Origin of the sequence: Roseofilum reptotaenium CS-1145, from assembly GCF_028330985.1 — a bacterium.
Classification (GTDB): domain Bacteria; phylum Cyanobacteriota; class Cyanobacteriia; order Cyanobacteriales; family Desertifilaceae; genus Roseofilum; species Roseofilum reptotaenium.
Genome location: NZ_JAQMUE010000036.1, coordinates 1 through 19,390, shown reverse-complemented (window position 1 = coordinate 19,390; position 19,390 = coordinate 1). Strand labels below are relative to the sequence as shown.

Annotated in this window: 18 protein-coding genes and 1 pseudogene; 16 read left to right on the top strand and 3 right to left on the bottom strand. The window is 43.5% G+C overall.

Going from position 1 to position 19,390, the window contains the following annotated elements:
* Nucleotides 1-43 precede the first annotated feature (43 nt).
* The 3 genes and pseudogenes from PN466_RS05895 (at nt 44) to PN466_RS05885 (ending at nt 3,102) form a co-directional block, all read left to right on the top strand.
* Nucleotides 44-610, top strand: a pseudogene (locus PN466_RS05895) (Uma2 family endonuclease).
* A gap of 98 nt (nt 611-708) precedes the next feature.
* Entirely contained in the window at nt 709-1,704 is a 996-nt protein-coding gene (gene ilvC / locus PN466_RS05890; RefSeq protein WP_271937728.1) for a ketol-acid reductoisomerase, read from the top strand.
* Nucleotides 1,705-1,866: 162 nt separating this feature from the next.
* The gene (locus PN466_RS05885) at nt 1,867-3,102 is read left to right on the top strand and encodes an LL-diaminopimelate aminotransferase (RefSeq protein ID WP_271937727.1); all 1,236 of its coding nucleotides are present in this window, start codon (nt 1,867-1,869) and stop codon (nt 3,100-3,102) included.
* A 347-nt stretch (nt 3,103-3,449) separates the two neighbouring features.
* On the opposite strand, the gene fba is transcribed toward PN466_RS05885, so the two are convergent.
* On the bottom strand, nt 3,450-4,529 hold the full coding sequence (gene fba, locus PN466_RS05880) for a class II fructose-bisphosphate aldolase (RefSeq protein ID WP_271937726.1): 1,080 nt from the start codon (nt 4,527-4,529) through the stop codon (nt 3,450-3,452).
* Nucleotides 4,530-4,662: 133 nt separating this feature from the next.
* Nucleotides 4,663-5,097 (bottom strand): hypothetical protein, encoded by a 435-nt coding sequence (locus PN466_RS05875; RefSeq protein ID WP_271937724.1) that lies wholly within the window; start codon nt 5,095-5,097, stop codon nt 4,663-4,665.
* Nucleotides 5,098-5,400: 303 nt separating this feature from the next.
* Between PN466_RS05875 and PN466_RS05870 the strand changes: the two genes are divergently transcribed.
* From PN466_RS05870 to PN466_RS05835, 8 genes are all read left to right on the top strand, one after another.
* Nucleotides 5,401-6,621 (top strand): hypothetical protein, encoded by a 1,221-nt coding sequence (locus PN466_RS05870; protein ID WP_271937722.1) that lies wholly within the window; start codon nt 5,401-5,403, stop codon nt 6,619-6,621.
* Nucleotides 6,622-6,671: 50 nt separating this feature from the next.
* Complete coding sequence (locus tag PN466_RS05865; RefSeq protein ID WP_271937721.1) at nt 6,672-7,115, top strand: hypothetical protein; 444 nt, start codon at nt 6,672-6,674, stop codon at nt 7,113-7,115.
* Nucleotides 7,115-7,630, top strand: a complete 516-nt coding sequence (locus PN466_RS05860) for a hypothetical protein (RefSeq protein WP_271937720.1) — start codon at nt 7,115-7,117, stop codon at nt 7,628-7,630. Before PN466_RS05865 ends, PN466_RS05860 begins: the two co-directional genes overlap by 1 nt.
* A gap of 144 nt (nt 7,631-7,774) precedes the next feature.
* Nucleotides 7,775-8,359, top strand: coding sequence for a hypothetical protein (locus PN466_RS05855; RefSeq protein ID WP_271937719.1), 585 nt, complete (start codon nt 7,775-7,777; stop codon nt 8,357-8,359).
* Between the two features lie 250 nt (nt 8,360-8,609).
* Complete coding sequence (locus PN466_RS05850) at nt 8,610-9,338, top strand: hypothetical protein (RefSeq protein ID WP_271937717.1); 729 nt, start codon at nt 8,610-8,612, stop codon at nt 9,336-9,338.
* A 16-nt stretch (nt 9,339-9,354) separates the two neighbouring features.
* Nucleotides 9,355-10,440, top strand: a complete 1,086-nt coding sequence (locus PN466_RS05845; RefSeq protein ID WP_271937716.1) for an AAA family ATPase — start codon at nt 9,355-9,357, stop codon at nt 10,438-10,440.
* A 1,006-nt stretch (nt 10,441-11,446) separates the two neighbouring features.
* Entirely contained in the window at nt 11,447-12,067 is a 621-nt protein-coding gene (locus PN466_RS05840; protein WP_271937715.1) for a Uma2 family endonuclease, read from the top strand.
* Nucleotides 12,068-12,195: 128 nt separating this feature from the next.
* On the top strand, nt 12,196-13,470 hold the full coding sequence (locus PN466_RS05835; protein ID WP_271937713.1) for a DUF2201 family putative metallopeptidase: 1,275 nt from the start codon (nt 12,196-12,198) through the stop codon (nt 13,468-13,470).
* Nucleotides 13,471-13,809: 339 nt separating this feature from the next.
* Here PN466_RS05835 and PN466_RS05830 read toward each other — a convergent pair whose 3' ends face one another.
* Nucleotides 13,810-14,202 carry a transposase gene (locus PN466_RS05830; RefSeq protein WP_278003002.1) on the bottom strand — a complete coding sequence of 131 codons (393 nt, stop codon included), beginning with the start codon at nt 14,200-14,202 and terminating at the stop codon, nt 13,810-13,812.
* A 470-nt stretch (nt 14,203-14,672) separates the two neighbouring features.
* On the opposite strand from PN466_RS05830, the gene PN466_RS05825 reads away from it, so the two are divergent.
* From PN466_RS05825 to PN466_RS05805, 5 genes are all read left to right on the top strand, one after another.
* Complete coding sequence (locus PN466_RS05825) at nt 14,673-15,338, top strand: hypothetical protein (protein ID WP_271937710.1); 666 nt, start codon at nt 14,673-14,675, stop codon at nt 15,336-15,338.
* Between the two features lie 342 nt (nt 15,339-15,680).
* Complete coding sequence (gene hemJ, locus PN466_RS05820) at nt 15,681-16,271, top strand: protoporphyrinogen oxidase HemJ (RefSeq protein WP_271937709.1); 591 nt, start codon at nt 15,681-15,683, stop codon at nt 16,269-16,271.
* Nucleotides 16,272-16,444: 173 nt separating this feature from the next.
* The gene (locus PN466_RS05815) at nt 16,445-16,831 is read left to right on the top strand and encodes a hypothetical protein (RefSeq protein WP_271937708.1); all 387 of its coding nucleotides are present in this window, start codon (nt 16,445-16,447) and stop codon (nt 16,829-16,831) included.
* A 336-nt stretch (nt 16,832-17,167) separates the two neighbouring features.
* Entirely contained in the window at nt 17,168-17,719 is a 552-nt protein-coding gene (locus PN466_RS05810; RefSeq protein WP_271937706.1) for a L,D-transpeptidase family protein, read from the top strand.
* Nucleotides 17,720-17,996: 277 nt separating this feature from the next.
* Entirely contained in the window at nt 17,997-19,274 is a 1,278-nt protein-coding gene (locus PN466_RS05805; protein WP_271937705.1) for a hypothetical protein, read from the top strand.
* Nucleotides 19,275-19,390 lie beyond the last annotated feature (116 nt).

Genomic DNA, 19,390 nt, shown 5'->3' with positions numbered 1-19,390 from the left:
ACGGTTAAAACTCATTTAAAAATCCTATAGATGCCCTGTAACCATGAGTTCATCAGAAGTAAAAGCCGTCCGTTGGACAAGTAAAGATTTAGAAGGGTTCCCTGATAATGGCATAAGGTATGAAATTATTGATGGAGAATTATTCAGGACTCAAATGCCCCATTTGCATCACCAAATGGTTATGGGTCATGTCTATTTCTGTTTAAATATATGGTCAGAGAAAACGGATTTGGGAGAAGCCGTGTTTTGTCCTGGGATTATCTTTTCTGAGAGTAATGATGTGATTCCTGATGTAGTTTGGAACTCCCATAAACGTCTTGCCAAACTGTTAGATGATGATGGAGATTTGAGGGGTGCGCCAGAGTTGGTGGTTGAGGTTTGATCGATGTTAGAGAAGGAGAAGAAGCAAGACCGACGAAATAAGTTAAAGTTGTATTCTGTCCAAGGAGTGCGAGAATACTGGATCGTTGATTATCAGCAACGAGAAATTGAAATCTATCGCCGTAACCAAGCCCGTTTAGAAAAAGCTGTTACCCTATCTGACCAAGATACCCTCACAAGTCCCCTTTTGCCAGAGTTTCAGTGTGCTGTTGAGTCCCTATGGACGTGAAGCAGTTTTACCTATTGCCTATTGCTTTTTTCCCCACAACGCGCTAAACTTAAAGGCTGGCATAAAATACAAATCAATCACCAAGGAGAATCGTGATTATGGCCCGGATGTACTACGACGCGGATGCTAACTTAGATTTACTGAACGGTAAAACTGTTGCCATTATTGGCTATGGTTCCCAAGGACATGCCCATGCGCTGAATTTAAAGGAGAGTGGGGTTAAGGTGATTGTGGGGTTGTATGAGGGGAGTAAGTCAACAGCCAAAGCAGAAGCTGCCGGGTTAACGGTTAAACCTGTTGCGGATGCCGCGAAAGCAGCAGACCTGATTATGATTTTACTGCCTGATGAGGTGCAAAAGACGGTTTATCAGAATGAAATTGCCCCGAACCTGAGTGAAGGTAATGTTTTAGCCTTTGCCCATGGTTTTAATATCCACTTTGGTCAAGTGGTTCCTCCAGCAAATGTAGATGTCATTATGGTAGCGCCAAAGGGGCCGGGACATTTGGTGCGGCGAACCTATGAACAAGGGGAAGGAGTTCCCTGTTTATTTGCGGTTTATCAAGATGCAACAGGACAAGCTCGCGATCGCGCCATGGCTTATGCTAAAGGTGTAGGCGGTACTCGTGCGGGTATCCTGGAAACCACGTTCCGCGAAGAAACTGAAACTGACTTATTTGGCGAACAAGCTGTCCTCTGCGGTGGTTTAAGTGCCCTAATTAAGAGCGGTTTTGAAACGCTGGTAGCGGCAGGATATCAACCGGAATTAGCCTATTTTGAATGCCTCCACGAAGTCAAGTTAATTGTAGACTTGGTGGTCGAAGGCGGCTTGGCCCAAATGCGCGATAGTATCTCCAATACGGCTGAATATGGCGATTATACTCGCGGACATCGGATTATCACCGACGAAACCCGCGCCGAAATGAAGAAAATCCTCGAAGAAATCCAAAGCGGTCAATTCGCCCGTGAATTTGTGTTAGAAAATCAATCGGGTAAAGCCGGATTTAATGCCATGCGCCGTCAAGAAGCTGAACATCCCATCGAAGAGGTAGGGAAAGACCTACGAGCTATGTTTAGCTGGCTGAAGAAAGCATAATCTGTGGGGGTGGGTTACACCTCAATGTTAACCTGCCCTACTCGACATTACCTTCACCCAACTCAAAGATGACTAGCTCATCTCTCATGACTGGCGATCGGAGATCTTCCTATGATACCGGTTTACGCCTAAGCTGATAGAAAGAGTCTCAATAAAGCCACAATGGTCACGATTAACGAAAATTATCTCAAGTTGAAGGCGGGTTATTTATTCCCAGAAATTGCCCGACGGGTGAGAGTGTTTACTGAGTCTAATCCGGATGCTCCCATTATTAAGCTAGGTATTGGAGATGTAACGGAACCTTTACCCGAAGCTTGCCGCACAGCAATGATTAAGGCAGTGGAGGACATGGGCGATCGGGCTACATTTAAAGGATATGGCCCAGAACAGGGGTATGCTTGGTTACGGGAAAAGATTGCTAGTCAGGATTTCCAAGCACGGGGATGTGAGATTGATGCATCGGAAATCTTTGTCTCCGATGGCGGTAAGTGCGATACAGGCAATATTTTGGACATTTTCGGCAAGGGTAACACCATTGCTGTCACCGATCCCGTTTATCCAGTATATGTGGATACTAATGTCATGGCGGGTCATACTGGACCAGTCAATGATAAGGGCGAATATGAAGGCTTATTCTATCTGCCCATTACAGCCGAGAATAACTTTACCGCCAAAATTCCCGATCGCCCCGTAGATCTAATTTATCTCTGTTTCCCCAATAATCCCACGGGGGCAACCGCATCTAAGGCTGACCTGAAAGCTTGGGTCGATTACGCTAGAGCCAATGGTTCCGTGATTCTCTTTGATGCTGCCTATGAAGCATTTATTACCGATCCAGAGCTGCCCCATTCTATTTATGAAATCGAAGGCGCACGGGAATGTGCGATCGAGTTTCGTTCCTTCTCCAAGAATGCGGGATTTACAGGAACTCGATGTGCCTATACCGTCGTTCCCAAAAGCTTAAAAGTCACCGCGTCTGACGGTGCAGAAGTCACCCTACATCAACTGTGGAATCGTCGCCAATCCACCAAATTTAACGGCGTTTCCTATCTGGTGCAGCGTGGAGCAGAAGCGGTTTACTCTCCAGAAGGACAAAGCCAAGTTCAAGGCTTAATCAAGTTTTACCTGGAAAATGCCCAAATTATCCGTCAAAAGCTCTCGGATGCTGGATTAACCGTTTATGGTGGAGTTCATGCGCCCTATATTTGGGTAAAAACCCCCCAAGGACTCTCGAGTTGGGATTTCTTTGACAAATTGCTCAATTTGTGCTATGTCGTGGGGACTCCCGGATCGGGATTTGGCGCTGCTGGAGAAGGTTACTTCCGTATCTCGGCATTCAACAGTCGGGAAAATGTGGAGGAAGCCATGAGTCGCATTACCGACAATTTCAAGGTTTAAGTACGCAACCTTTAGGGGCAAACCGTTGTTCGTTCCTACAACCTACAGCGCTTTGCTTGCGTTATGAGAGACCGTGTTGAATCCTCAAAGCTATAGTCAATTCAAATAACAGTGAGACATTTATGTAGGGGCGAAAAATTTTTCGCCCCTACATATACCGTTGTTGTAGACACTCTTAGAGTGTCTCAGTATTAATTGAATTAACTATCTATATATGTACCAAAAGCCTATTCCCTAGCGCAAAGCGTCATAACATTAAACAAAAGGGATGAACCCGAAGATTCATCCCCCATCCATAATATCAGTGAACAGTTAGGAACAAACGAAGAGCAAATACTCAAGAAAAATTAAACAGCAGCTACTTGTTTGGTGGTTGCGTTTAATTCACCTTTGCCATATTTAACGGCATAAACATCCAAGGTTTCTTGTTTGATCTTGCTGGCATTACCGGCAGTCCAGAACTGTTGATAACGATCCAAGCAAACTTCTTTCATGTACTTGATAGAAGGCTTCATAAAGTGGCGAGGATCGAAGTTAGAAGGATCTTTAGATGCCGCTTCGCGGATAGCAGCGGTAATGGCTAACCGGTTGTCGGTGTCGATATTAACTTTACGCACACCGCTCTTGATTCCTTTCTGAATTTCTTCAACGGGTACGCCGTAGGTTTCAGGGATGCTACCACCATACTGGTTGATGATGGCAATTAAATCTTCAGGTACAGAAGAAGATCCATGCATAACCAAGTGGGTGTTAGGCAGGCGCTTGTGGATTTCTTCAATGCGGCTGATTGCTAGGATTTCACCAGTAGGTTTGCGGGTGAATTTGTAAGCACCATGGCTGGTTCCAATCGCAACAGCTAAAGCGTCTACTTGAGTTTGTTCTACAAATTGAACAGCTTCGTCAGGATCAGTTAACAATTGATCGTGAGAGAGCGTTCCTTCAAACCCATGACCATCTTCTTTGTCACCTTGTCCAGTTTCCAGAGAACCTAAGCAACCGAGTTCTCCTTCAACACTAACCCCAATGGAGTGAGCAACTTTAACAACTTCAGCAGTAACGTTAACGTTATACTCAAAGCTGGCAGGAGTTTTGGCATCAGCTTCTAAGGAACCATCCATCATGACGCTCGTGAAACCATAGCGCATAGCGGTATAGCAAGTATCAGGAGCATTCCCATGGTCTTGGTGCATAGCAATGGGAATATGGGGATAGCTTTCAACTGCGGCTTGAATCAGGTGACGGAGGAAGTTCTCACCTGCATATTTTCTAGCACCACGAGAAGCTTGCAGAATTACGGGGCTATCGGCTTCATCAGCAGCTTGCATGATGGCCAGGATTTGCTCCATGTTGTTTACGTTGTATGCTGGGATACCGTAGTTGTTTTCGGCTGCGTGATCGAGCAGAAGTCGCATGGGTACGAGGGCCATACTATACTTGTCCTCCTAAGATGGTTGTGGTTATCAGCAAGTTGTCTAATGACAAATCCAGTCTTGAGACAATATTAAGATATTTTTGGGATTTTAGGAAATCAAACTTTCATCTTGCTAGGATGATGGGTTTTTATGCTGTGCGATCGCCGCGATTGAACAGTGCTAAGGTTTGACGGCAAAACTGCTTCAATTTGCTTGCGGTGTCTGGATTGGGTTGGGTTTCGCCCTCAAAGTGCCAATTCTCCACGGTGGAGAATCGCCATTGTTGCCCTTTGTGGCTGTATCCAGTTACCTCAATGCCGATCGCCCGATAAGCGTTTTCTAGGCGATCGTGATGAAAGCGAATCTGGATCAGCACGGAACGACTTTGGAAAGATCGACTAAATCCAGGAAAATGGAAGCCCAGATCGATGGAGTCAGGATCGACGAGTTCTTGGGTACACGGATCGTTCATCCAAGGCTTCATATCCACCCGCGCATCCGGAAACTGGGACTTCAACAGGTTGATGACGGTAGCTATTTGGCTGGCGACTTCAAAGTTTTTTGCTTGTTCGGCTGCATTCACAGGCAATCCTCCTCAATCGTGAATGATGATTATTCACTCATCCTCTGCAATTTTGTTGTATCTCTAGTTACGGTAACTCTACTCAAGGTTAAGGATTTGTAAAGGTTTATTAAGTTGACACAATAATCAATTGATCGCTAGTCGATCTAATTGAGCGTGGGTTGGGGGCGATACTTCTGCCCAGTCGCTTCGCGATAATGCGACCCATCGCTGCCGCGTTAGCGAAGCTTTCTGGAGGAATCGCAATATTACCAAATGTCAACTAAGGATTTGTAAAAGTTCAAGCAGTTGACAAAAAAATCAATGGCAGGATATCCTAGCAAGGAATCGTATCATTTCCGGATAGAAATGCAAGGTTATAGATACCCAGACCCCATGCTGAATAACGGCGGTTCAGGCACTGGAATCTCGCCAACATTGAAAGATTTCTTATTACCCATCTACAAGGGAGATGACGCAGGGGAAGTCGAATATAAAAAAAGTCATTTTCTCCAGACGGCTCGAACCTTATGCGATCTCGGTTTTTTTGCCAAACATCACCATCTTTCTGATGATGCTCTGATCCTAGAAATTATTGGTCTCAGCATAGACTGTGATCGCTCTCCAGAGACATTATTTCTGGAAGGAAATTATTGGGAAATGTTAGAGGTAGATACGGAGCGAATTCTCTGTTGTCCCTCACTTGAAGAGTGGAAAAAAATACGACGACAAAAAACAGGAAAGCAAGATACATTACTTGATAAAAACAGCAACAAAAGACCAGAGCATACCTTCGATACATTATTAGATAGCTTAGGAAAGCTATCTAAAATTTCTCGTGGTAAATTCGTGCCTGAGAATATTGTAGAGTTAGATCCAAACTGTATTGAATTTGATTTAGAGGGTAAAATCCACAATCTTACACTCAATGGACTTCCTTATGAACCTTCAAGTTTGGCTGTGCAAATCAATCCTATAATTTCCGAAATCGGATATCAATTTGAATTATTAAGTGGGTATGATGTTGATTGCAAATATGAGAGAGATGAGAGATATGATCTGTATATCATTCTGTTATCAGAAAAAGAGAAGCAAAATCTAGCTAATAAAATAGATGACATTTGCGATCATTTTTGGCTCTTGCCTCGTCTGGATATATGGTATGACATGTTAGATGGAGAAGAACCCCCAGACTATAGTTTTGAGATATTGTTAGACACATTAGTAAATTTATCTAGAATTTCTCGTGGAAAATTTATATTTCAGAACATTGTAGAGATAGAGAAAAATTTAATTCAATTTAATTTAAATCAAAAAACATGTAGTCTTGCCATAAAAGGCCCTCCAGACGATCCTTGGATTTTAGCTGGACAAATTAATCCAATGATTGCCGATACAGGATATCAATTTGAATCATGTTCGGATGGCTATCCTGATGAATTCATGGTTTTCTTGTCAGAAGATGAGAAACAAAAAATTATAGATAAAAAAGGATTGACACTTGAAAATTGTTGGGAACATTATCAAGTTTTCTTCAATTACTAAAAAAATAACGAAGACCATTGGTGTTAGAGGAATTTCTGTCGGTAAATGCAATGAATACTAAAGATTGGTTTCTGGAAAAAATAAGATACTACTGCGGTATCGAAATGTATACAAAGTTTTACAATCTTTCAGATGAAGAGATGGCCATAGAAATTCTTAGCAGACAAGCAGACATCGATCCAGAGGGTATAGCCGACTTGTTTGGTGACGAAAATTTTGGTTACCAAAACTATAGTGACAAAAATGATTGGAAGCTTGTGGAAGCCATAGAGATGATTCGTCGCAAACAAGTAGATATCGATACAGGCGATATAACCAAGCTGTTGGGTTACAAAAAACATTGGAAGCTTCTGGAAAAAGATTACCTATTAGAAGTCAATACTGAAGATAAAACCGAAAAAAACATCACAAGAAGTATTTTATTCAGACAGTTGAACAATTGTTCGATCTTAGCTTTTTTGCCGAATATAGATATCTTAGTGATGATGCTCTGATGCTTGAAATTCTTTGTCTTTCCATGGATGATGGTAGACAGCCGAAGCGATTATTTCTTGAAGCAAGTTATGGAGAAATGATTCGACTAGATAGCACACGAGTTATCGGTACATCACTGGAATTTTTGTATGGACTAGAGCCACCAGACTATAGTTTCGAGATCCTGTTAGAGACATTGGCAGATTTATCTAGAATTTCCCGTGGCAAGTTTAGACCTCAGAATATTGTAGAGATAGACAAAGAGATAATTCAATTTAATTTAAATAGCAAAATTTGTAGTCTTGTCATAGAAGATGCTCCAGACAATCCATTAACTTTAGCTGGTCAAATTAATCCAATTATTGCAGAAACAGGGTATCAATTTGAATCATATTCAAACTGCCGTTCCAATCTATTAATTCTTCTCATATCAGAACAAGAGAAACAAAAAATAATTCCTATAAACGGCTGGGAATTTGAAAACTGTTGGGAACATTATGCGTTTATCTTCAACGACAGGAGAAGTTGGTACTAGAACTATCGCCGTTATGAAGAATATTATAGTTATATGTTCTATTGAAATAGTCCAATAAATGAGAATCATAGGTTTTTCTGAAAACAAGATTAATTGCAAACATCAATGTAAATAGATTCATGGCGATCTCTCCCTGTAAATTCAATGAATACTAAAACTCGTTTTCTGGAAAAAATAAGATACTACTGCGATCTCGGTTTCTTTACTGAATATCATGATCTTCCTGATGAATCTATAGCCATGGCAATTATTGGCAGACAAATAGAACTCTATCAAGGTGGAGTCGCAGAGTTGTTTGATTGGGAGAATGATTGGAAACTCCTGAAACTCGATAGCCAACGAGTTATTGGGATAACCCCACAGCTTTTCTATGGAGAACTCCCTCCGCCCTATACTTTACCCGTATTAATGGAAACATTAGGAGCTTTATCTAAGATTTCTCGCGGCCAGTTTATGCCAGAGAATATTATTGAGTTAGGACAAGAGTCCATTGGTTTTAGCTTGAATGGTAAACCCTATAATTTGACTCCGCTAGATCCTCTAGATGAACCGTTGATTTTAGCTGGACAAATTAATCCAACGATCGCGAAGACGGGTTATCAATTTGAGGTGTGCGATGTCCCCCCTAGTTTATACCTCGTTCTTTTATCACCAGCAGAAAAGCAAAAATTGATTCATGATAAAGGTTGGGTATTTCTTCCTAAGAGGTGGGCGTTCTTTTCTGACTAAAGTTTTATCGCGGGAGGTCTAGAAACCGGGTTTCTCAAGCCAGATGGTAGTTGAGAGTCGGAAGTTATGGGAGAAACCCGGTTTCTTTGTTGGGTTGGGGCGATCGCTATCATCTACTGGGAATGAGGATGTTGAGCGGAGATCGATCGCCAGTCGATATAATTGAGGGTGTGCTAGTAGCGATACTCCTGCCCAGTCGCTTCGCGATCGCAAAATTGCCAAATCTGAGTGAAAGAAGGTCGTTTATCTTATGTCCATCACATCACGAAGTTTGCAAAAACTGCTCCGGGAGAATATATCCGGGCAAAAACCCCTTAGCGTTAATCCCGAACAGGCTAAAGATCTAGCAGAAGACTTATTGGCGCGAGTTGAGCCTCTCGCTGGTGCAGAGCGGCATGATAACTGTCACCATTACCATCGTTTCCAAAGGGGATCGAGTGCAGATCAGCCTCCCAGCAATACCCTCTGTTGTTGTATTTTGCTCGAAGAATCCAGCGAGCGTTGGTATCGAAATCACACCCATTTACATTTACTCTTGAGTCCGGAGCAACAGCTCTGGGTAGAGTTAGGGGGAGAGCGATCGCCTGCCCCCGTTTCAGACATCAGTGAGATAGTTGCCCTCATTCAAGCATTTTTCCAGAGGGTTGACCGGCAAAAAGCACAGGCTGCCAAGCGCCAAAAACAGAAAGACTTGAAAGTGCAAGCTATCTTGGCTCAGGTGCGTAAAATAGCCAAAGAAGATCAATTTGACTTTGCCACCGAAGTCGATACAGTTAAGCTCAAGCTGATTATTCGTCTGTCTGACAACAACGACTATTTTGCTATTTTGATTCCCTTTAACCAATTCAAGGAAGTGCTACCCAAATTGCGAACCGCAATTCAGACTCTGCGCGAGACTTACAACACCGGCGTTCGTTTTACAACTCGTCTTAAGCGGGGCTACGGCCGCTCTGGCTGGATTCGTCATCAGGATTTGTAGTGAAAGGTCGAAGACAATGATTCGTATTGATGCGAGGGAACTCTATCACGTTCTGGAACTGACTCCACCGGAGCAAAATATCCTCCTGGTGGGCAAGCATGGGATTGGCAAATCGGAAATGATTAGCCATTTCTACCGCGATCGCCAGAACTTGCCTGTTATCCCCTTCTTTCTGGGTCAGATGAGCGATCCGGGGGATTTGATTGGCTTGTTGCACAAAGACGAGAAAACGGGGCGATCAGTGTTTTTACCGCCCTACTGGTGGCCGGAACCCGATCGCCCGGTGGTACTCTTCCTAGACGAGCTTAACCGCGCCCGACCCGAAATTTTGCAAGCCGTTCAAGACCTCACCCTCAACAAAACGTTAGCCGGTAAAGCGCTACCCCCTGGCAGTATTGTCATTGCTGCGGTGAATGGGGGAGAAGAATATCAACTGACGGAACTCGATCCGGCGCTGGTGTCGCGGTTCAATCTCTACGAGTTTGCGCCGACGGTAGAAGATTGGCTACTCTGGGCTTCCGATCGCAATATCGATGCGCGAGTGTTAACCTTTATCCAACAGCATCCGGACTATCTCGATGGCGACAATCCAGATGCAGATGCGGCGATCGCCACCGCCGGACTCGTCAAAACCCCCGATCGCCGCGCTTGGGTGAAAGTCGCGAATTTTGTGCGCAACCATCCAAAGCTGGAAGACATTCACTTCAAACTGATTGCCGGTATGGTGGGGACTCGCGCCAGTATCACCTTTCGCCAAAGCCTGGCTACCCAACGGGGTCTGAGTCCTGAGCAACTTCTATTGCAATTTGCGAAGCATTCCAAACAGCTCAAAGACCTGGAAATTCAGGACTTTGCCAGTTTGAACGAACGGGTCTTACTCTGGCTCAATGCCGGGCATTGTCCTGACAATAAAGCGGAGAATGCCCGCAAAAATCTGTTGAAATATCTCCAATATCTCGCCAAAGCCAAACAACAGGAGGCGATCGCTCATTTTTCCTCTCTGGTTCAGGGGCCCAAATTTAGCGATGCTATGGGCTTTGTCGCTGAATCGATGGATCTGATTGATTTCTTGTCAGAATATTTGGAGGCGATTCAGGTTTGAACCTGAAAAACCGTTACAGTCGAGCAAGAAGTCGCCTTCTTGCCCTCTGCTTCAAAACCGTGCGTGCGACTTTCACCGCACAGGGCTCCTGAATCATACTATCCTTGACACGGACGTTAGGCTAACGAATCCTAACTTTGACTCCTAGAACTTCAATCCTTTACTCTCAACCGCCTTAGAGCTTATAGTGTAGTTGATGTATTGCTCTCATCTTTAATCCGGGCAATTACGGAAGCTACCTGGGTAATCTCTGTACGCATTAAGGGCATCCCTTCGTAGTCTCTAAACTCGCATTAGGCTTATTTAGATTGACTCGTCTGTGAATCTTTCGTATGACCCGTAGCCCGTCTGCATATCTCTAGGCTTTCCCTAGAGCCTTGGCTTCTGGCTACATCCTTCAACCTATTAACCTACCTTTTGATAGAGTTTTCGTCTCGGTTGACTGCTCAAGTTGAATAACTGAGAGTTAATCGGTTGTTACTTCGTTCCCAATCATCATGGATTGAACTGTTAGGATGATGCTGTACGCCGGGAAAGATTGGTCTTCTTGTCGATAGCGGAATAAATCTATCCACCCCTTTCCGTTAACTTTTGTTTCCAGCCTGTCAGCCCTTTGGCTGGTTGGAATTGACGACGCTTCCAACACATCTTCACACGGAGTTATCCATAAGTTCTTGCTTGGTGGGTTTCCAAATCGGGCTATCAGATCCCCCCTTTTTTCCTCGCTCACCACCAGAGGTTTACCAGGTCTCCAGCAGCAGGAAATGCTTTCACTCCAAGAAGAAGGAGGGTAGGACTTGATATAGAATCAATCGCACCTACATGATGATTGAGTTGTCAAGGTTCTACTTTTTTTCCGGGCTGATAGCGTTCGCCAAGCGACTCCGTAGGAGTATCGCTAATCAAACCCTAGGTAGTTAACCTTGTCGCTAATCCCCTGAGCTAATAAGTTAGCCTAGGGGAATAGCGAACGAATCGCACTATTCCCTATTCCCTATTCCCTAATATGATTGCAACTCTAACGACACCTATCTCATTCGATGAATTTGTTGACTGGTATCCGGAAAATGCGACCTGTAAATACGAACTACGCAATGGAGCAATAGTAAAAATGCCTTTAGCAACTGGGGAACATTCTAACGTCATCGGTTTTTTAACGATAAAACTGGGAGTTCAAATCGACCGTTACGAATTACCTTGTACAATTCCTGGCGATTGCTTGCTGAAACCACTCGATGACGAATCCGGTTACCAACCTGACATGATATGTCTCAATAAAGCGCAACTGGCTGAGGAACCCCATTGGCAGAAAAAATCGGTTATTACTAAGGGAAATTCCGTGCGATTAGCTATAGAAGTTGTAAGTACAAACTGGCAAGATGATTATCTGCGGAAGGTCGGGGATTACGAACTGATGGGTATACCCGAATACTGGATTGTAGATTATCTCGGTTTAGGTGGTCGGCGGTTTATTGGTAATCCCAAACAACCGACTCTCTCAGTTTACCAACTGGTGGATGGGGAATATCAGGTAACGCTATTTACCGGAAACGAGAGGATTGAGTCTTTGGCTTTCCCAGAATTGCAACTGAGCGCCGCCGAGATTTTTGCCGCCAAAACGATATAGCGCTTTCCGCTTCGCGGAGATGTTCATGTCGGACGAAGTCCGAAACGCGCGGCAGAAGGATAATAGGTTATCGGTAATGAGAATACCATTTTTCATGCTACAACCCCCATTTTTCAGTTTTAATTGATATGAAACAGATCGCCCGTCACCGTATTGCTCGGATTGTGGAAAAGTGGTTGCTGGTTGAGCCACTGTTGCTGGCAACTTGGACAAGTCACGCTTTAGTTTCCGAGCCGCGCATTCAAACGATTCGCGTGCAACGGGGACGAATTGAGTACAATCCGGAGTTTATCGCCCAGTTGAGCAATCGCCACCTGGAAGCCACCCTGCGCTTTGAAGCTCTACGAATTCTGCTCAAACACCCCTACAGTCGTCGCCAAGCGCACTCGGCGATTAGCTATGCTGCCAGCAATTTAACGCTCCAGGAATATTTGCAAACCGAGCTGCCTTTTCCTCGGGCGCAGGATGTTTTTGGCGATCGCAATTATGACCAACTATTCTTCGAGTTTTATTACCACAAATTGCTCGACCAACAGTCCTCCAGTGTACAGGGAGCAGCCTCTGGAGTGCCAGGAGTAGAGATGAGGGAAGCGAATGCTGCACTTGCATCAGGCTCTCCTGGCTCTTGTGAATCTGAACCGACTTCAATCCCTAGCGATCGCCCCCCAGATCTCCTGGTGGTTTATACCGATGTAAACTTGAGCGGTGTAGAAAATACTGACCAGTGGGATCGAGATGAATTATTGAGCGATCACCTAGACGATCTAGTGAGAATGGCTCAAGCCAATAACAGTTGGGGTAGCATTGGCGGCAAATTGCGCGAACGTATCTTAGCCAATCTGCACCCTAAGCTCGACTATCGGGCGGTTTTACGCAAGTTTCGCACCTCTATCCTCAGCCAACAGCGACGGCTCACCCGCATGAAACCCAATCGCCGCTATGGGTTCGCCTATATGGGTAGTCGTCGTGACTTTACCACCCGTTTGCTGTTTGCCATTGATGTGAGCGGCTCCATGGGAACGAAAGAGCTACAGCATGGATTTTCGGTGGTGAATCGCTTTTTTAACTACGGTGTACCGGCGATCGATGTGATTCAATTTGATACCAAGATTACCGCCGACTTAATGACGTTCCGTCGCGCCAAGCACGAGGTCAAGCTAACCGGACGAGGTGGCACGAATTTTCACCCGGTTTTGACGTATCTTGATGAACACCGGGATTACGATGGCCTAATTATTTACACAGATGGTTATGCTCCCTGCCCCCCACCGCCCCAAAATCGGCGGACTCGTATTCTGTGGTTATTTGTGAGCGAGACGCATTACCGGAGTTGTTATCCTAAGCTACAGCATTTGGGGCCGGGGTCTTATCTGAAAGCTAATGCTAACCTCAGTTCGAGTTAAGACCGTTTTGGGGATAATCTCACGAGAGAATCGGGGGTTCAGGTTACAACAGAATGAGGGTTTCAGCCAGAAGTGTTGAATTTCGGCATAAAACTTTACATTAAACTAAATAAGAGTCTCTGGGAGCTAATCATAGTTCCAATGGATGAGGGAGCATTTTTGACTTAATTTAAGTTGCAAATAACGAAATTTATCTAGTAATGTATGCCCATAAAATTCATGAATTTCCATTAACTGTAAAATCAAATAAGCAATTAACGACATAAGAATTTGTAGTCGGACACCGGGAATGTTTTTAGTGATTAAATTGTCCAGCTTTAAATGCATCTTTAAGAATTTTCACAAAATTTCAATATCCCAACGTTTACGGTAAATTTCTGATACTTCTTCATCCGTCATGTCTTTTAGATTAGTAGCCAGACGATATTCGGTTTGGGTTTCTGGATCATGAAAGCATACCACTCGATATCTTTGGGGATTAAATTGGGTTTTCATATGATTCTTAATCCGAACCACAAATTTTGTCTGAGTTTTACTCATTTCTTCTATAAATTCCCAACTGGCAAAACCTCTATCCATTATGATCACTGCTCCGTCGGGAATCATCGTCATCACCTGTTCCCTAAATTTAGCATCATGTTCTTGACCAAAGTTGATCAAACATTCAGTTAAGTTACTTGAGCTTATCTCTCTTCCATTTATCAGTTTCACTTGATGATATTTTGTCCCCAAAAGACTTTGCTTGTTAGCGTTATTACCGTTGAATCTATGGCTATTAAATTCATTGTATAGCGTTTCTCTATTCTATGAGGTACAGCTTGAAGCCTTAGAACCTAAGCCATACAAGCTATTGCCTATTCCCTATTGCCTATTCCCTAGCGCGAAGCGCTATATTTGCACAACTCATTTAGGCTTGCTATATAGTGACTCATCTTCTTCGTCCTCGGCGATCGATATCATTTAATTTGATGCTGAGATTATAAACGAAGTGTAGGTTAGGATTGCTCGAAGCAACAATTGAGTAATGAAGCAATAGGTTTAACTGGTGAGAGAGCTGTTAATCAGCCATAGCTTTGAGAAAAGGGTTCTAAGTCAACAAATTCCGAAATCATCTTTTACAATCGTTTTTTTATAGAAGCAGCTTATAGGAGCGCTCCCTCCATAGGCTTACACTCGTCTATTCTCTTTAGAAGGAAATCTTAATGGACAGAAAGATTTTTTACGATCGGATCAGAAATAGCCTATTTAGTGGCAATCTCACCCCAGGCCAAGTGGACGGAATAGAGGCGATTCTAAATTTTTGGGAAGATCCACCAGTACAACCCGTAGGTGAGTTAAAGACCGACTGGGGTATTCGCACTATTGGATGGTTAGCGTATATGCTTGCAACGACCTACCATGAGACAGCTCAAAAAATGCAGCCTATTTCCGAATACGGTTCAACGGCTTACTTTCAAGAGAATTATTGCAACAGAAAGGACTTAGGTAACGGCCCGCAATACGGTGGCAAACCCGGCGATGGTCCTCGATTTCATGGACGCGGCTATGTTCAACTAACCGGACGCATAAATTACACAAAAGTAACTCCTGTAGTCCGCGAATTTTACCCCAGTAGTCCGGATTTTGTTGCCGATCCTGATGCTATTAAGAGTCCCAAATATTCTGCTATAGTCATGTTTTATGGGATGTTCTTGGGTATTTTTACAGGATATGCGTTGAAGAACTTTATTGGCGACCCCAACAAAGGACAAAAAGTTGATTTTTACCAAGCTCGAAAAATCATCAACGGTTTGGACTGTGCAGAACTCATTGCAGGGTATGCAGAGAACTTTAGCCAGGCGCTAGAAGACGCAGGAGTAAAAGCTTAAACTCCTGAGGAACTTAAAGTCCGACTAATCTTTGACAACCCCAAGACTCATGGTATTACGTCTGTCTATAAAACTTGCCCTGCCTATGAAGCCCCCTGTTTAGCTCGGTGATTTACCACGGATAGATGAAGTTCATCCTACTCAAACACCTTTATCGAGTGTTTGAGTAGGATAAATCCCTTGCATTTCATGCACTGATTGAGTGAGATCAAGGCACTACACAATCAGCGATCGCACTCCCTACTCTCTCAGAGTATATTAACTTTTGTTGCGGGATCACCCTGTTGACCCAAGAGAAATCTTAAACTCGCCTTGATGAGTTGCTCGATAAGAACACCTTTTATGGCTTATTTTTGGTTTAAAGCATTTCACCTGATCGGTGTAGTGGTCTGGTTTGCAGGCTTGTTTTATTTAGTTCGTCTCTTTGTTTACCATGCTGAAGCCTCAGAACGAGATGAGCCGGCACAAACCATTCTCAAGGCGCAATATGAAATTATGGAAAAGCGCCTCTATCATATTATTACCATGCCTGGAATGGCCGTTACAGTGGCAATGGCGATTGGTTTGATCTCTACAGAACCGGAAATTTTAAAGTCGGGTTGGCTACATATTAAACTAGCTCTGGTTACTGTATTACTGGGGTATCATTTCTATTGTGGACGCATTATGAAACGGTTAGCATCTGGTGAATGCAACTGGACAGGTCAACAATTTCGCGCCTTAAATGAAGCCCCAACAGTATTGTTAGTTGTTATCGTTCTTTTGGCTGTATTTAAGGGTAGTTTGCCTTTAGATTTAACAACATGGTTAATTTTTGGGCTTGTTGTTTCGATGGTAGCTGCGATTCAACTTTATGCGAAGAAACGTCGTCAAGATAAGGAAAAAATGTTGGAACGTATTGAACAACAAACATCGGCTTCATCAGCAAGTTAACATAATCTTCGATTACCCGAAATTCCCTAAAGACAAGAGATGCCTTGTCTTTAGGGTAAGGGGAAGAGATGATCGCGATCGACGATTGAGATTGACAAAAAGCAAACAATATAATATAATATAATATAAAATAAGCTACTGAGATTCACATTGCCGTCTAACAATCATCAATTATGGATGAGCAAGAGAAAAATTCCTCACGATCGGAATACTTGAAAAAACTAGCTGCTGCTTACCGTGCTACTTATGCAGTAGGAGTTTTAAGTATATTTCTTGGCTTGTTAGCATTATTAGCAAGTTTTTCGAGTGCGGTAATACCCGGTGGTATGTTTTTGGCTTTCACCTTTTTGATATTTGGAGCATTTTATTTATTATTAGGCTTCTTCATACAACGCAAATCAATCCTTGCATTAGGAATTGCTGTTGGCTTTATGGGACTCAATGCTATTGCGGGGCTTTTGAATTTGGTTCAAAGTGGCTCTCCAGTTGGTTTAATTATTCCAGTTGCATTTCTCAGTCAAACATGGGAAGGCTTTACAGCTATCAAAAAATTAAAGTAAGCGATAAAAATTCATGGCAGAGAAGTTGCAGCACTTTTCGCTCTCCGTGGAGGAATAGGGAAATGGAGGGAATGACAATAAGCTCAATCTAGTTTTAAGCTTTTAAAAACTACTATTGATGTACTGCATAGCAGAGGAAACTCCTGTTATAGAACGTTTAAAAGTAAAATATCTGGTTTTTTCGCAAGAGAATCGATTATGTTTGACAATCTTATTAAAAAAGCTAACAGAAAAGCGATTAGTTGGGTTATTTTTTTATTGTTATCAGGCAGTATTGTTTGTTTTCTCCTGATCAAACGAGGTTACCTTTTTCCGCTCAATCATTTGTGGGGAATTTTGGCTAATGTAGAATATTTTGAACCTCTGCATTCGAGTCCTGATTATAGTCAATTATTAAACTATAATTGGACTATTTTAGATATTCTTAATACTGGAACAATCGACACGAGTAAAACCTCAATTCTTATTGAGAAATCTCAAGGAACTCTGACCCTTTATTACGATCGCCAACCCATTAAATCCTATCCCGTTGTTTTGGGAGGTAATCCGACTGGAGATAAGCTTCGAGAAGGCGATCTCAAAACTCCTGAAGGCATTTTTAAGGTACGAGATATGTATCCTCATTCGGATTGGTCTAAATTCATTTGGTTAGATTATCCTAATGCTAACTCTTGGCGCAAACATTTACAAGCGAAACAACAAGGAATTATCCCAGTTAGCGCCACAATTGGCGGAGAAATTGGTATTCATGGTGTGCCATCAGGCCGTGATGATCTCATCGATCGCAAAAATAATTGGACCTTAGGTTGCATTTCCCTGAAAAACCAAGATGTTGATGAACTATATGGTGCAATCCAGCCTGGAACGACAGTAGAGATCATACAGTAAAATAAATCCGTATTGCAGGATGATTCCCTCAAGCAGAAGATGTTCTAGTAGTTGTGGTCTAACACCGGATTTCTGCGTATAATCCTGCAAATACTGGCATATTTATCGGATTTTGGTCCAAGATTTGAACCAACTGTTAAGTTGTGTTAAGTTGCGATACATACTTGTCTTATTCGAGGCAAAATAATATCAATAGTAAAACGAATCTAGCGCGCGATCTCCTTAAACCTATCTTGATCGTCCCATCCCATTGCTAACCTCCATTGAGTTAAAACCTATGCGCCGCGTTAATTTCAACAAACCTGACATTCGCGCCATTATCTTTATTTTTATTCTTCTCATGACGGCGATTGGATGTGCCAAACTCAGCGCTGCACAACATTCGCCAATCTCACCAACCTATGCACGAGATATTGCTCCAATCCTCAACAACAATTGTCTTGAATGTCATCGCACTGGAGGTATTGGCCCATTTCCCTTGCAATCCTATGAAGATGCCCGTTCCCATGCCAATCGCATTGTGAAAGCGACAGCAGATGGTTTTATGCCTCCTTGGAGAGCCAAACAGGGATATGGAGAATTTCGTAATGAGAAATTTTTGAGCCAACAACAGATTGCTACCCTCAAAGTATGGGTTGAAGCGGGGACTCCGGCGGGAAATTTGGCCGAACTTCCCCCCCCTCCCAATCTACCGCTCTCTCGGTGGCGTTTGGGGGAACCTGATCGCCAGTTTCCCATGCCAGAAGCCTTTGAAGTCCCGGCAACCGGAGAAGATATCTATCGCTACTTCGTTCTCGATGGCAAGCTTTTAGAAGATCGAACGGTCACGGCGATCGACTTTCAACCCGGAGCGGCAGCAGTCGTCCATCATGCTAATTTTTTCATCGATTATGAGGGACGCGGACGCAAATTAGATGCCGAAGATCCGCGACCAGGATTCTCGACTACTGAAACTGGAGGTTTTATGGACTACGATGGTGCCAGCGCGATCAGGGGTTGGGCACCGGGAGTCGATCCTTACCAATTGCCTCCCGATATTGGGATGTACTTGCAAAAAGGTGGCGATCTTGTTGTCGAAATTCACTATCATCTCAATGGTCAAAAAGCGAGTGATCGCAGTATTCTCGGTCTCTACTTTGCCAAACAGCCCGTGCAGAAATATATTGAGGGACTAATCATCGGCACCCAAGACCTCGATATTCCGGCTGGAGAAAGCCAGTATTGGCGACATTTCAGCATGGACGTACCTGCAACCATGGATCTTGTCGATATCTCCCCTCATATGCACTATATTGGTGCAGAAATGCAAGCCATTGCCACCTTACCCAACGGCAGTAAAAAACCGTTAATTTGTATCCCCAATTGGGATTTGGGATGGCAAAATACCTATGTTTATCGCAACCTCATTCGGTTGCCCGCAGGTAGTCGTATTGATGCTTGGTTTCGCTATGACAACTCCCCTCAAAATTCATCCAATCCCCATAAACCGCCGCTCGATGTACGCTGGGGTTGGCAATCGACTGATGAAATGAGTGATATCAAGTCCGATGAATAAGTTACGATATAAATGAAGAGTGTCCAAGCAAAGCAATGCCCCGACTCCTTAAGATAGTCCCCCACCAGAGTAGAGAGTCCCTGGGCGTAGCCTACCATCAAGCAAAAGAGGGCCCA